Consider the following 12924-nt stretch of genomic DNA (forward strand, 5'->3'; position numbering starts at 1 on the left):
AACACAGCCGGGTCAGAGCGTCCGAACCGCGACGCGCCAGCGTCGCCATAAACACAGCCATAAACACAGCAGTTAATGCAGCCGGGCCTCCGCGGCGTTCCAGAAGCGGATGAGGGCGGCGGCCGTCGTCTCGGGGGCCTCGACCGCCGGGGAGTGAGCCGCTCCCGGCACGACGACGCACTCGGCGCCCAGGCGTCGAGCCATCTCCGACTGCAGGTGGGGCGGCCAGCCGTCGTCGTGCTCGCCGTACAGGACCAGGGTCGGCACTTCGACCTCGGTCAGCTCGTCGCACCGGTCGGGGGCGGAGAGCACTTCTTCGGTCATCCGGTACATGCCGGTGATCGAGTTGGCGAACAGCCGCTTGCGAAGGAAGGCGACGATCTCGTCGGCGACCCCGGCGGACAGGGCTTCGGGTTCCAGGCGGCTGTGCCACATGTGTTCCAGGCCGACCTCGGGCAGCTCTGACATCATGACGCGGCCCGCGCGTTCGCGGGGGCCGACGATCGCCGCGGGGCCGGAGCTCATGAGCGTGTACGACGCGAACCGGGTCCGGCCGTCGATGACCGCCTCGCGGGTCACCAGACCGCCGAAGGAGTGGCCGACCAGGTGGATCGGCCCACCCTTGCCGATCACCTGTGCCAGCACGTCGACGTCGTTGCCGAGTGCGGCGCAGGTGTAGGCGGCGGGGTCGTCAGGGCCGGCGGTCTCGAACTGCCCCCGCATGTCGATCGCCACGACCTGCCTGCCGGACTGGGCCAGCGTCTGCAGCACCGCGATGAAGTCTTCCTTGCTGCCGGTGAGACCGGGGACCAGCAGCGCGGGCCAGCGCTCGGGGACGCCGCTGACGGGCAGCGCCTCCAGCGCGGCGAAGGCGCCCACCGCCGTCTCGATCTGGCGGGAGTGGACACCAGGAGGCAGGGTCAGAAAACGCGGCGTACTCACGTGGCCCCACGATACCTCTCTTGGCGGCATGTCTTTGTGCGTCTTGGGACGCGAAAAGGGGCGCCACCAGCCTGGTCGCGCCCCTTTTCACGCTGGTACGGCTAGTTCGGGCGACGTCCGCCCCGCTGCACTCCCCGCCCCTGCGCGCGACGGCGGTTCTGCACGCGCTCGGAGGCGGCCGAGGGGGCGATCTCGTCGTCGTCCGACGCGAGGTCGGGCGAACGGAAGATCACTGCGAACGGGCTCGGCGGGATGATCTTCTCGGGTTCCGGATGGGAGACCGGGGCCTCCAGGGCGGGCTCGCCGTCCCAGGACTCGGCCGCGGCGTCGTCCTCCCAGGGCTCCGCCTGCTCGCTGTCCCACCGCGGGGCGTCGGCCACCTGCTCGCGCCGGGTGCGGCGCGATCCGCGGGCGGGCTCCTCGGTCGGAGGCTCGACGCGGGCCGGGACCTCGGCCTCCGCGGCCAGGCTCACCTCGGGGTTGAGGCCGGCCTTGCGGGTGCGGCTCCGGCGGGGTGCCGCCTCGGCGGGCCGCTCCTCACGGCTGTCCTTGCGGGGTGCCACGTCCGTTTCCACCTCGGCGAGCTCGACGACAGGACCCTGGATCCCCTCGGCCTCGACCGGTGCCGGGGTCTCCTCGGTGACACGGCCGCCGCGGGTGCGGCGGCGTTCGCGGGGAGTGCGGGCGGGGCGCTCGCGACGCTCCTCACGGTCGTCGTCGCGTCCCCTGCGGGAGGAGCGGGAGCGGGTGCGCCCGGTCTCGCCGAGATCCTCGACCTCCTCGGCCGCCAGGCCGGCCCGGGACCGGTTGGCGTGCGGCAGCACGCCCTTGGTGCCCTCGGGGATGCCCAGGTCGCTGTAGATGTGCGGCGAGGTCGAGTAGGTCTCGACCGGCTCGCGGAAGTCGAGCGAGAGCGCGTTGTTGATGACCTTCCAGCGGGTGAGCTCCTCCCACTCCACGAAGGTCACCGCGACGCCCGTCCGGCCGGCCCGGCCGGTGCGGCCGATCCGGTGCACGTAGGACTTCTCGTCCTGCGGACAGTCGTAGTTGACGACGTGGGTGACGTCGTCGACGTCGATGCCCCGCGCCGCGACGTCGGTCGCGACCAGCACATCGATCTTGCCGTTGCGGAACGCCCGGAGGGCCTGCTCGCGCTGGCCCTGTCCCAGGTCCCCGTGGACGGCCGCGACGGCGAAGCCGCGCCGCTTGAGCTCGTCCGTGACCATGTCGCAGGCACGCTTGGTCTCGCAGAAGACCATCGTGAGCCCGCGTCCTTCGCACTGCAGCAGGCGCGACAGGATCTCGATCTTGTCCATCCGGTGCACGCGCCAGACGAACTGGGTCGTCTGCGGCGTCGCCTCGGCCTCGGCGTCGTTGTTCTCGGCCCGCACGTGGGTGGGGCGGTTGAGGTATCGCCGGGACAGGGCGACGATCTCGCCCGGCAGGGTCGCGGAGAACAGCATCGTCTGCCGCTCGGCCGGGACGAGCTTGATGATCTGCTCGATGTCGGGCAGGAAGCCCAGGTCGAGCATCCGGTCGGCCTCGTCGAGGACGAGCGCCTGGATCTGGCCGAGGTCCAGGTGCTTCTGCTTGACCAGGTCGAGCAGGCGGCCCGGGGTGCCGACGATCACGTCGACGCCCTGCTTGAGCGCCTCGATCTGGGGTTCGTAGGCGCGCCCGCCGTACACGGTGAGGATCCGTGAGCCGAGCTTGCCGGCGGCCGTCACCAGGTCTTCGGTGACCTGGACGGCCAGCTCGCGGGTCGGTACCACGACCAGCCCGCGGGGCTTCTTCCGGTTCTTCCTTGGCTTGCCGACACGCTGCAGCATCGCCACGCCGAAGGCGTAGGTCTTGCCGGTGCCGGTGCGCGCCTGGCCGATGATGTCCTGGCCGCTGAGCGCCAGGGGAAGTGCCATCTCCTGAATCGGGAACGGCGTGGTGATGCCCTCGGTTTCGAGGGCATCGGCGATCTCCGGTGTGACTCCGAGGTCTCGGAACGTCGTCAGCTTGGCCTGCCTAAATCTCCGTTGAAGGCAAGCCTGCCGGGACCACGGCAGAAAGCGTGCTCCCCGTGCCGGGTCCTCGCGGAAGGGCCAGCCCTCTCATGTCATCAGCGACCGCTGCGGCGTCACGCCGACTTTTGGGGGCGTCCGGGGGTGGATATCCCGGATTAACACGGTGCGGTCGCACTTTCACAGAGCAGTGTACTCGATACCACAACGGAGAACCGATTTCTTCGTATTCCCGCTGAATCGCCGGGCCCGTCAGCTCGTAGGCTGCGTCCATGAGTGATTCCCCTCCCGGCGTGGCCGACCTGCTCGGCGTCCTCGCCTACGCCGAGCTGACCGCGTTCCTCAGGCTCGCCGAAGACGCCACCCGGCACGCGCCCTCGCTGACCGACCGGGCGGCGCTCGGCGGTCTCGCCGCGGTCGAGTACGCGCACTTCGAGCTTCTCCGCGACCGGCTCGCCTCCCTCGGCGTGGACCCGGAGGAGGCGATGGCGCCGTTCACCGGGCCGCTGGACGACTGGCACGCCCAGACCGCGCCGGGGGACTGGCTGGAGGCGCTGGTGAAGGCCTATGTCGGCACAGGGATCGCGCTCGACTTCTATCGTGAGGCGGCCACCCGGGTGGACGATGGGACGCGCAACCTCGTCGAGGAGGTGCTGGCGGACGAGGGACGCTCGCAGTTCGCGGTCGACCGGGTCAGCGTGGCGCTCCGGGAGGATCCCAAGCAGAGCGGGAGGCTGGCGCTGTGGGCCAGGCGGCTGGTCGGTGAGGCGCTGAGCCAGGGGCAGCATGTGGCGGCGGCCAGGCCGGAGCTCGCCACGCTGCTGGTGGAGGCCTCGGGGGAGGACATCGGCCGGATGTTCGCCCGGCTCACCGAGGCGCACGGCAAGCGCATGGCCGCTCTCGGCCTCACCCCCGGCCCCTGAGCCCGGTGCGACCGCGCCTCCCGGACCCGGCCCCGGGGACCGGTCCGCTTGATCGACCCGCGTCAGGCGGTGAACGGCTGTAGCGTGCGAGGCATGAGGGCCTCGCGCCGCTACGGCACTTCCTTGACACGATGTGGACCCAACCGCTGGACTTCGCGTCCCGTGCTGCGCAGGGGGAGCGCGGGCTGCCCCGCGATCGGCCGGGGACGGGAGCATCTACGCCGGATCAGACGCCCGCACGGCTGCGGCCTCGGCGAGCGGGACGGGTGCTCCGGCGCCTGAACGGGGTGGTGCCTCCCGTGGCCGGGCGTGGCCGCCCGGCGGGGGCGCACATCGGATTCACGGGGCACCCGCCACGCCGTGGGAGACGGCCTGGCGGGTGCCCCGTGAATCCGTCAGAGCGTGCTGCCGAAGCCGACGGCGCGCGGCCCCTCCTCGCCGATCTCGATGAAACCGAGTGCGGCGGTCGGGACGATGATCCTGCGGCCGTCGGCATCGTCGATGGTGAAGACACCTGTGTTGGACGAGAGCGCGGCCCCGAGCGCGTTCTCGATCTCCTCTGCCGTGAGGTCGGTCTCCACTATGAGCTCGCGGTGCACGGAACGTACGCCGATCTTGATTTCCATCGTGCTCCCTTTCGACGGGGGTTGCTCGTCCCATGGTCGCCCCATCGCCGATGCGACGCGCCGGTTGATCGCGCCAAGCGAACAGTTGATCGCGTGAGGCGAACAGGCGCGCCTCAGTGTTCGGTGTTGGTGCGCGGGAAGCCGGAGATGCCGCGCCACGACAGGCGGGCGATGAGCTGGGTGGCGGCGTCCTTGGGGATGGAACCGGCGCTGCTGATCCAGTAGCGGGCGCTGACCTCGGCCATGCCGACCAGCCCGACGCCGAGCAGGCGCGCCTCGTCGCTGGAGCACCCGGTGTCCTCCTGGATGACCTGGCTGATCATCTCGGCGCTCTCGCGGAGGTTGCGCTCCATGCGCTGGCGGACCGGGGCGACGTTGCGCAGATCCGACTCGAACACCAGGCGGAACGCCTCACCCTGGCTGGAGACGAAGTCGAAGAAGGCGCCGATCGCGGCGTGGACGCGCTGTTTGTTGTCGGTCGTGGAGGCGAGCGCGTCGCGGCAGCGGGCGATCATGTCGTCCACGTGCAGGTCGAGCAGGGCCAGGTAGAGCTCCTGCTTACCGGGGAAGTGCTGGTAGAGCACCGGCTTGCTCACTCCGGCGCGCTCGGCGATCTCGTCCATCGCGGCCGCGTGATAGCCGTTCTCCACGAACACTTCCTGCGCCGCGCTGAGCAACTGGCGGCGGCGGGCTGTCCGGGGCAGACGGGTGCCCCGGGGTTTGGCGTCCGGGGTAGCGGTCACGGCGGTCTCCTAGCGTGAAGCTCCTGGCGTTCTGGGTCATCCTACGCGTCGGTAACAGGACTCAACGATAGTCGTCCTCGTCGATCTCGACCGTGAGTCTCTGCTCGAAGGCGTCGGCGGGGTCGACCTCGACGGGGATGTCCTCGGGCCAGGAGGAGCCGTCCTCGTGTGCCGCGCGCCGCTGCTCCGAGGCGTCGGCCGGGTCGGTCTCCGGCGAGAGGTCGCGGGGCCAGTCCGAGGCGTTCTCGCGTACGGGCCGGTGCTGCTCGGCGGCGTCGGCCTCCGGCGTCTCGATAGAGGTCTCCGCGAAGAGACCGTCGGTGGTTTCCCCACGGGGTCTGTCGCCGCGCACGTTCATCTCAGGCATCCCCTGTCCTTTTCCGGGCTCAGGACGTCTCATGTCCTCACCGGGCTCCTGCAAACGCCGGACACCGCCCAGGGTACGACCTCGAATCGCACGCGCCGAGAAAGGCGGGGCATCGGATGGCCCATGGCGGGTACCTGCCGCGTTGGTGAGGTTTTCCATGCGGTTGACGGCATTTCCGAACATCTGCGCGAAACTTAAGGGAAAGCTCCACGTCAGGGGAGAATGCCATGCGGAGCATCTGGAAGGGCGCGGTCTCGTTCGGGATGGTCACGATCCCGGTGGGCCTGCACCCCGCGACCGAGCAGCGCAACGTTACCTTCCACCTGGTGCACCGGGACGACGGCGGGCGAGTCAGGTTCCGTCGCGTCTGCGAGGTGTGCGAGGAGGAGATCCCCTACGCCGAGGTGGCCAAGGGGTACGCGCTCCCGTCCGGGGAGATGGTGGTCCTCACCGGGGACGACTTCGACGACCTGCCGCTGTCCACCTCGCGCAGGATCGAGGTGCTTCAGTTCAGCCCGGCCGGCCAGATCGACCCGATCCTGTTCGCCAAGTCCTACTACCTGGAGCCGGACGAGGCGGGCATCAAGCCCTACGTGCTGCTCCGCGACGCGCTCGAACGCTCGGGGCGGGTGGCGATCGTCAAGGTCGCCCTGCGGCAGCGCGAGTCGCTCGCGACGCTGCGGGTCAGGGACGGGGTCTTCGTGCTGGAGACGATGCTCTGGCCGGACGAGGTGCGCGCGGCGGAGTTCCCCTTCCTCGACGAGGCGGTGGACGTCCGCGACCAGGAGACGAGGATGGCCGTCTCCCTCATCGAGTCGATGACCGCCGACTTCGATCCCTCGCGTTACACCGACTCCTACCGTGAGGCGGTCCACGAGGTCATCGAGGCGAAGGTCGCGGGCAGGGAGACGGTCCGCCCGGAGGCCCCGGCGGAGAAGGGGCCGGAGGCCGATCTGATGGCCGCGCTCCGCGCCAGCGTCGAGGCCGCCAAACGGAGCGGTGGGGCTCCGGCCGCGTCCGGAGCCGCGGGGAAGGCCGCTTCCGGAGCCGCGGGGAAGGCCGCTTCCGGTGAGGGGAAGGCCCCTCGCAAGCGGAGGTCGCGCCGCTCGGCGTGAGCGGGGGCGGACGCCGGGGACGGTGCGGGACGGTGCGGGTCGGTGTGAGCGGGGGCGGACGCCGGGGGCGGCGCGGGCGCGGACGGCGCACGACGAGGGCGCCGCGGGCCGGAACCCGGTGGCGCCCTCGTCCGCGGTGTCACGAGCGATGGAAACCCACGCCTTTTTCACCGAGAGGTAAGGTGCTCGAGAACTGCATTCCGAGTGCCCGCGCTCCCCGTATGGCCGGCGTTTTCCCGAGGGAATGCGCGACTCTGGGGAATGCGGGCACTCCACGCCTCCGCTGTGGGGCCGGAGTTCTTCGCGACTGCGAACTCGGCGGCGTCCGGCCGGAATATTCCGGCCGGACGCCGACCTGAACTAAAGCGCGACCCCGGTGCGGTCACTATCCGTGGCGCTCACCGTTTCCGGAGCGGGTCACGGGGTGTAGTGGTGGTGGCCGCGGTGGTGGTCGCGGTCACGGTCGATCTCGAACTGCGCCTGACGCTGACGCTGCTCGTTCTCGTTCTCGTTGTCGCTGTTGACGTTGTTGTTGTTGACGTTGTTGTTGTGAACGATCAGCCTGAGACGCTTGTGGTGGCAGCGGTGGTGGCGGAAGCCACAACCGCCAAAGCCCCAGCCGCGGCAGCCGCAGCCGCGACGCCAGCCGCAACCGCCGCCCCAGTGGGTCTGGAAGCCGCTGATGGTGGTGACGGCGGTGCCGGCGCTGGCGCTCGTGGCGGTGGTCGCCGCGCCCAGGCCGACGACTCCGCCGGTCAGCGCCGTGCTGATCGCGAGCCCTGCGATGACGCTCTTGAGCTTGGGCATTGCGTTTCCCCCTTGAAAGGATCGGTTGCCCCCGTATTCGACTTTTCCCGATTTCTCGGAAATCGTCTGGGATGACCGTGGAGGGGTCATCCCTGGTTGTCATGGTTTCCGGTCATGTGGCCCGACAAACAGAGATCAGGCGCTTTTACGCTCCCCTTATCTCTTTATTGATGATGTTGGACTCTTATTATTTATTTTGAAGGGAAATGTCCTTAATGTCGCTTTTGTTCCCGCCACTGTCCGGGGCGGGATATCGTCGGACGGAAGGTGTTTCGAGCTGGAGGGGGACGTGCGGTGGGCACTCCGATCCCGGTGTGGCCGGGCGAGATGGTCGATCTGGGTGAGCGGCGGATCCACGTGAGGTCGACCCCGCGCGGTCCGGCCGAGACCGCCGTCTACGTCCACGGCCTCGCGGGCTCCGCCACCAACTGGACCGACCTGATGGGCGAACTGTCCGACGTGGTGACCGGCTACGCCGTCGACCTGCCCGGGGCCGGGTACTCACCGGAGCCGCCGGACGGCGACTACTCCGTCGCCGCGCACGCCGCGACCGTCGCCGCGCTGATCGAGCGGGTCTCCGACGGCCCCGTCCACCTGTTCGGCAACTCCCTGGGCGGCGCCGTCTCGGTGCGGGTCGCCGCGGGCCGGCCCGACCTGGTCCGCTCCCTCACCCTCGTCTCGCCCGCCCTGCCCGATCTGCTGCCCCGGTACGGCCCGGCCCGGGTCGCCCTGTCCACGGTCCCCCGGCTCGGGGAGTGGGGCGCGAACCGGCTGCGTCTCCTGCCCGTCGAGCGCAGGATCGGCGCCACGCTCGCCATGTGCTACGCCGACGCCGGCCGGGTCCACCCGGACCGGCTGCGGGAGGCGGTCGAGGAACTGCGCCGCAGGGACGGCCTGCCGTACGCCGGGATCGCGCTGCTCAACTCCGCCCGGGGCATCGTCGCCGAGTACTTCCGGCGCGGTGAGGAGAGCCTGTGGCAGCAGGCCGCCCGGGTGACCGCGCCCACGCTCGTCATCCACGGCCGCCACGACCGGCTCGTCCACCCGCGTATGGCCGCCCGTGCGGGCCGGACGTTCCCGCACGTGAGGCTGGTGCTCCTGCCCGACGCCGGGCACGTCGCCCAGATGGAGGTGCCCGGCAGGGTGGCCCGGGAGGCCCGCATCTTGATAGGTGAGACCGCCCTCACGTCGATTGGGGAATGACCGGGGCGTCCGGTTAGTTTGTGAGTGGTGCGTGCTGCGCTAGCCGTATCTTCACGACCCCTGAAACGGGAGCAGAACTGTGTCGTTGCCACCGCTGGTAGAGCCGGCAGCCGAGCTGACCGTCGACGAGGTGCGCCGCTACTCGCGTCACCTGATCATCCCGGACGTGGGCATGGCCGGGCAGAAGCGCCTGAAGAACGCCAAGGTGCTCTGTGTGGGCGCCGGCGGTCTCGGCTCCCCCGCGTTGATGTATCTCGCGGCCGCGGGCGTGGGCACCCTCGGCATCATCGACTTCGACGTCGTCGACGAGTCCAACCTCCAGCGTCAGATCATCCACGGCCAGTCCGACGTGGGCCGCCCCAAGGCGGAGAGCGCCGCGGCCAGCGTGCGGGAGATCAACCCGCTCGTCGACGTGGTGGTCCACAACGAGGCGCTGACCAACGACAACGTCATGGAGATCTTCTCCCGGTACGACCTGATCGTGGACGGCACCGACAACTTCGCCACCCGCTACATGGTGAACGACGCCGCGGTCCTCCTCGGCAAGCCGTACGTCTGGGGCTCGATCTACCGCTTCGACGGCCAGGCCAGCGTCTTCTGGGCCGAGCACGGCCCCTGCTACCGCTGCCTCTACCCCGAGCCCCCGCCGCCCGGCATGGTCCCCTCGTGCGCCGAGGGCGGCGTGCTCGGCGTGCTGTGCGCGTCGATCGGCTCCATCCAGGTCAACGAGGCCATCAAGGTCCTGACCGGCGTCGGCGAGCCGCTGGTCGGCCGTCTGATGATCTACGACGCCCTGGAGATGAACTACCGCTCGGTCAAGGTCCGCAAGGACCCCGAGTGCGTGCTCTGCGGCAAGAACCCGACGGTCACGCAGCTCCTCGACGACTACGAGGCCTTCTGCGGCGCGGTCTCCGAGGAGGCCCAGCAGGCCGCCTCCGGTTCCACGATCACCGCCGCGGAGCTCAAGTCCTGGCAGGACCGGGGCGAGAACATCTACGTCGTCGACGTCCGTGAGCCGAACGAGTACGAGATCGTGTCGATCCCGGGTGCCGTGCTCATCCCCAAGGGGGAGTTCCTCAACGGCTCCGCCCTGGAGAAGCTCCCGCAGGACAAGAAGATCGTCCTGCACTGCAAGTCCGGTGCCCGCTCCGCCGAGTGCCTGGCGATCGTCAAGAACGCCGGGTTCTCCGACGCCGTCCACGTCGGCGGCGGCGTGCTGAGCTGGATCAAGACGGTCGACCCCAGCCTGCCGGCCTACTGACCCGTACGACCCCGGCCCGTACGACCGGACGCCCCGTGGAGCACCCGCTCCGCGGGGCGTCCGTCATTCCGGGGTGAGGCTGATCCCCGACCCGGCGACGATGGCCTGCAGGGCGGAGACGTGGGCCAGGTAGGCCTGCCGGCCCCGTGCCGAGAGCCGGAGCCAGGTGCGGGGCCGCTTGCCCACGTATCCCTTGCGGATCTCGACGTACCCGGCCGCCTCCAGCGCGGAGGCGTGTTTGGAGAGCACCGAGTCGCTCACCTCGACCTGGTCGCGGACGAAACCGAACTCCGCCTCCTCCGCGGCCGCCAGGAGTGAGACGATCCGCAGCCTCGCGGGCGGGTGGATGACGGGGTCGAGCCCGGTCATCGGCCTTCGACCCGGGCTGCCAGCCGCCGCGATATCCAGCGGGCGACGAGCGGCCCGGTGGCCGCCATGAACGCCGTCATCACCAGGCAGCCGTACGTTCCGGCGTAGCGGACCTCCGCGCCGGCCAGCGGGAAGGCCACGGCGAACGCGACGGCCACGCTCGACAGGACCCAGCCCGCGTACCCCAGCATGGCCCCGCGCTCGATGACGCTGCGATGGGCGCGCATCCGGGAGCCGAGGGCCAGCTTGAGCGTCATCGCGACGAGCGCGGCCGTCAGCGCGACGATCACGGTGACCGTCACCGCCGGGGCGGTGCCCGGCTCGGTGGCGAACGTGACGCCGGTGGCGAAGAGGGCCACACCGGTGGTGAACCAGGCGGGGAACGAGGGTTCGGCGCGTAGGGCCCGCGCCTGGGTGGTACGCGCGTCGGCCAGGCTGCGCGCGGCGTCCTCGGGGGAGATGTTCATCCGGGCTCCTTTTCTCTTTCCAGTTGGGAAAGTACTTTCCACTTTCCAGATCGTCAAGTACTTTCCGCGGCATCGGATCCGGACGGAACGGCGGATGACACCCGCCTTGCCGCATTAAGGTCGAGGGCGTGAACGAAGTCCCAGGTCGGCGGCTGCGCTCGTGGCTGACGCCGGCCGTGGCCTCGGCACTGGCGCTGCTCTGCGCGGTCGTGGCCGGGGTTTCGGCCAGCGCCGCCGGGACGGAGCTCATCCGCGGTCCGACCGCCGCCGAGCTCGACAGGGCCGCGGTCGGCGAGGTGGCCCGGCGCTGGCGGGCCTGGCCCGCCGGGAAGATCTTTCCCGAGACCGTCCGCTACGCCGCCGAGCAGGGTGGTGAGGAGAGGGCGCGCAGGGTGGGCATCTCGCCGGAGACCCGCTGCGACCGGGCGGTGGACGCCGGGCTGCGTACGGTGCTCCGCCGGTCGGGCTGCCTGGGCGTGCTGCGCGCCACCTACCTCGACGCGCTCCAGGGAATCGTCGTCACCGTCGGCGTCGTGGCCTTCGCCGACGAGGTGGGCGCGGCCGGGGCCAAGACGGCGCTGTCCCGGACGGGCCGCCCCTCACCCGGCCTGCGGGCGCTGGCCTTCCCCGGCACCGTGAGCGAGCGCTTCACCTCCAGGGGGCGCCAGGCGGGTCTCGTGCGCCAGGCGGGGCCGTACGTGGTCATGGCCACGGCCGGGCAGATCGACGGCCGCCCCGCCGGAGCGGTCGGCGAGCAGCGGCCGACCCTGTTCGCCTTCACCGGTGACATCGCCGACCGCGTCCTCGCAGGCCTGTCCACGCCCGTCCACCCCGACTGCCGGTCCGGGGAGTGGCGGTGCTGAGGCGTCGCGTCGCGGCGGTCGCGGCCGCGGTGTTCGCGCTGCTGACGCAGGCCCCCACCCCGGCCGCGCTGGCCGACGGCGTCCGGGACAGTCAGCGACAGGTGATGCGGACCCTGGACCTGCCCACCGCCTGGCGGATCTCCAAGGGCGACGGCGTGACCGTGGCCGTGCTCGACTCGGGGGTCGACGCGGCCCACCGCGACCTGGCGGGTTCGGTCATCGAGGGCAGGGACTTCACGGCCGGGTCCAATCCGCCGGGGGTGAAGCCCCTGAAGCTGCATGGCACGTACATGGCCTCCCTGATCGCCGCGCACGGTCACGGGCCCGGCGGGACGGACGGGGTGGTCGGCGTCGCGCCGGAGGCGAGGATCCTGTCGGTCCGGGTCATCCTGGAGGACGAGGAGCCCGGGTTCCGGGAGTTCAACACCGCGGAGCGCTACGAGAACGTGGTGGCCAGGGGCATCAGGTACGCCGTGGACCACGGTGCCGACGTGATCAACATGTCGATCTCCAAGGAGCTGGCGACCCGGCAGGAGCGCGCGGCGATCCGCTACGCGATCTCCAAGGGGGTGGTGCTCGTCGCGGCGGCCGGCAACGAGGGCGCCGGCAGGCCCGATGCCGCCGGCTACGCGCCCTACTCCTACCCCGCCGCCTTCCCGGGGGTGGTCTCGGTCGCCGCCACCGACCGGCGACTGCGCCGGGCCGCCTTCTCCAACCGCAACCCCTCGGTGCTGCTGGCCGCGCCGGGGGTCGACATCCTGGGCGCCGGGCCCGGGGACGAGTACTGGGTCGGCCGCGGCACCTCGCAGGCGACCGCGCTGGTGTCGGGGGTCGCCGCCCTCATAAAGGCGAAATATCCAAAAATGTCGCCCGCGTTGGTCGTCCAGGCGCTCACCGCGGGGACGACCCGGCGGCCCCGCGGCGGGTACGACACCGGCCTGGGGTTCGGCGTCGTCAACGCCTCCCGGGCCCTCGCCGAGGCCGCCAGGATCTCCCGGCACACCCTCACCGCCGACGGCGCCGGCGCCCACGATCCCGAGCGGCCGCTGAGCCGGCCGCCGGCACCGGTGCGGGTGGTCCACCGTGACCGGCGCATGATCACCGTGTACGGCGGGGTGGCCGTCGCCGCCGGGCTCGGCGCCGTCGCCTCGCTCGCGGTGGTCGCCGTGTCCCTCGGCCGCGCGCGCTCCCCGAGAGCCGCCGCGCGGCCCGCCCGCGACCCGGTC

At 70.9% G+C, this 12924-nt stretch carries 14 protein-coding genes; 6 read left to right on the plus strand and 8 right to left on the minus strand.

All coding sequences use genetic code 11. From position 1 onward, the window contains the following. Positions 1 to 72: 72 nt before the first annotated feature. Positions 73 to 942 carry an alpha/beta fold hydrolase gene (locus ABD841_RS39515; protein WP_344982191.1) on the minus strand — a complete coding sequence of 290 codons (870 nt, stop codon included), beginning with the start codon at positions 940 to 942 and terminating at the stop codon, positions 73 to 75. A gap of 101 nt (positions 943 to 1043) precedes the next feature. Further along, the gene (locus ABD841_RS39520; RefSeq protein WP_344982192.1) at positions 1044 to 2858 is read right to left on the minus strand and encodes a DEAD/DEAH box helicase; all 1815 of its coding nucleotides are present in this window, start codon (positions 2856 to 2858) and stop codon (positions 1044 to 1046) included. 368 nt (positions 2859 to 3226) lie between these two features. Between ABD841_RS39520 and ABD841_RS39525 the strand changes: the two genes are divergently transcribed. Beyond that, complete coding sequence (locus ABD841_RS39525; RefSeq protein ID WP_344982193.1) at positions 3227 to 3877, plus strand: ferritin-like fold-containing protein; 651 nt, start codon at positions 3227 to 3229, stop codon at positions 3875 to 3877. A 395-nt stretch (positions 3878 to 4272) separates the two neighbouring features. On the opposite strand, the gene ABD841_RS39530 is transcribed toward ABD841_RS39525, so the two are convergent. The 3 genes from ABD841_RS39530 to ABD841_RS39540 form a co-directional block, all read right to left on the minus strand. Continuing rightward, positions 4273 to 4503: a DUF3107 domain-containing protein gene (locus ABD841_RS39530; protein WP_344982194.1), complete on the minus strand. Its 231-nt coding sequence runs from the start codon at positions 4501 to 4503 to the stop codon at positions 4273 to 4275. 113 nt (positions 4504 to 4616) lie between these two features. Further along, the gene (locus ABD841_RS39535; RefSeq protein WP_344982195.1) at positions 4617 to 5246 is read right to left on the minus strand and encodes a TetR/AcrR family transcriptional regulator; all 630 of its coding nucleotides are present in this window, start codon (positions 5244 to 5246) and stop codon (positions 4617 to 4619) included. Positions 5247 to 5307: 61 nt separating this feature from the next. Next, the gene (locus tag ABD841_RS39540) at positions 5308 to 5613 is read right to left on the minus strand and encodes a hypothetical protein (protein WP_344982196.1); all 306 of its coding nucleotides are present in this window, start codon (positions 5611 to 5613) and stop codon (positions 5308 to 5310) included. Positions 5614 to 5840: 227 nt separating this feature from the next. Between ABD841_RS39540 and ku the strand changes: the two genes are divergently transcribed. Continuing rightward, on the plus strand, positions 5841 to 6728 hold the full coding sequence (ku, locus tag ABD841_RS39545; protein WP_344982197.1) for a non-homologous end joining protein Ku: 888 nt from the start codon (positions 5841 to 5843) through the stop codon (positions 6726 to 6728). Positions 6729 to 7145: 417 nt separating this feature from the next. Here ku and ABD841_RS39550 read toward each other — a convergent pair whose 3' ends face one another. Beyond that, a complete protein-coding gene (locus ABD841_RS39550; RefSeq protein ID WP_344982198.1) occupies positions 7146 to 7535 on the minus strand; it encodes a hypothetical protein in 390 nt (129 codons plus the stop codon). A 294-nt stretch (positions 7536 to 7829) separates the two neighbouring features. On the opposite strand from ABD841_RS39550, the gene ABD841_RS39555 reads away from it, so the two are divergent. Further along, the gene (locus ABD841_RS39555; protein WP_344982199.1) at positions 7830 to 8738 is read left to right on the plus strand and encodes an alpha/beta fold hydrolase; all 909 of its coding nucleotides are present in this window, start codon (positions 7830 to 7832) and stop codon (positions 8736 to 8738) included. A 79-nt stretch (positions 8739 to 8817) separates the two neighbouring features. Continuing rightward, the gene (gene moeZ / locus ABD841_RS39560; protein ID WP_344982200.1) at positions 8818 to 9999 is read left to right on the plus strand and encodes an adenylyltransferase/sulfurtransferase MoeZ; all 1182 of its coding nucleotides are present in this window, start codon (positions 8818 to 8820) and stop codon (positions 9997 to 9999) included. Positions 10000 to 10062: 63 nt separating this feature from the next. On the opposite strand, the gene ABD841_RS39565 is transcribed toward moeZ, so the two are convergent. Then, positions 10063 to 10368, minus strand: a complete 306-nt coding sequence (locus ABD841_RS39565; RefSeq protein ID WP_344982201.1) for a winged helix-turn-helix domain-containing protein — start codon at positions 10366 to 10368, stop codon at positions 10063 to 10065. After that, complete coding sequence (locus tag ABD841_RS39570) at positions 10365 to 10835, minus strand: hypothetical protein (protein ID WP_344982202.1); 471 nt, start codon at positions 10833 to 10835, stop codon at positions 10365 to 10367. The genes ABD841_RS39565 and ABD841_RS39570 overlap by 4 nt, the downstream gene beginning before the upstream one ends. A gap of 128 nt (positions 10836 to 10963) precedes the next feature. On the opposite strand from ABD841_RS39570, the gene ABD841_RS39575 reads away from it, so the two are divergent. Together ABD841_RS39575 and mycP are read left to right on the plus strand one after the other, a co-directional pair. Then, entirely contained in the window at positions 10964 to 11698 is a 735-nt protein-coding gene (locus tag ABD841_RS39575; RefSeq protein ID WP_344982203.1) for a hypothetical protein, read from the plus strand. Next, positions 11692 to 12924: type VII secretion-associated serine protease mycosin (mycP, locus tag ABD841_RS39580; RefSeq protein ID WP_344982204.1), on the plus strand; the 1233-nt coding region annotated here is incomplete at its 3' end. The genes ABD841_RS39575 and mycP, both read left to right, overlap by 7 nt.

Source organism: Streptosporangium fragile, from assembly GCF_039534445.1.
Classification (GTDB): Bacteria; Actinomycetota; Actinomycetes; order Streptosporangiales; family Streptosporangiaceae; genus Streptosporangium; species Streptosporangium fragile.

What these genes read in the sequence shown, in the direction of transcription:
- ABD841_RS39550 (WP_344982198.1), bottom strand. Translation starts at nt 7,535, where the DNA reads ATGCCCAAGCTCAAGAGCGTCATCGCAGGGCTCGCGATCAGCACGGCG.
- ku (WP_344982197.1), top strand. Translation starts at nt 5,841, where the DNA reads ATGCGGAGCATCTGGAAGGGCGCGGTCTCGTTCGGGATGGTCACGATC.
- ABD841_RS39525 (WP_344982193.1), top strand. Translation starts at nt 3,227, where the DNA reads ATGAGTGATTCCCCTCCCGGCGTGGCCGACCTGCTCGGCGTCCTCGCC.
- ABD841_RS39570 (WP_344982202.1), bottom strand. Translation starts at nt 10,835, where the DNA reads ATGAACATCTCCCCCGAGGACGCCGCGCGCAGCCTGGCCGACGCGCGT.
- ABD841_RS39565 (WP_344982201.1), bottom strand. Translation starts at nt 10,368, where the DNA reads ATGACCGGGCTCGACCCCGTCATCCACCCGCCCGCGAGGCTGCGGATC.
- ABD841_RS39530 (WP_344982194.1), bottom strand. Translation starts at nt 4,503, where the DNA reads ATGGAAATCAAGATCGGCGTACGTTCCGTGCACCGCGAGCTCATAGTG.
- ABD841_RS39520 (WP_344982192.1), bottom strand. Translation starts at nt 2,858, where the DNA reads ATGGCACTTCCCCTGGCGCTCAGCGGCCAGGACATCATCGGCCAGGCG.
- ABD841_RS39540 (WP_344982196.1), bottom strand. Translation starts at nt 5,613, where the DNA reads ATGCCTGAGATGAACGTGCGCGGCGACAGACCCCGTGGGGAAACCACC.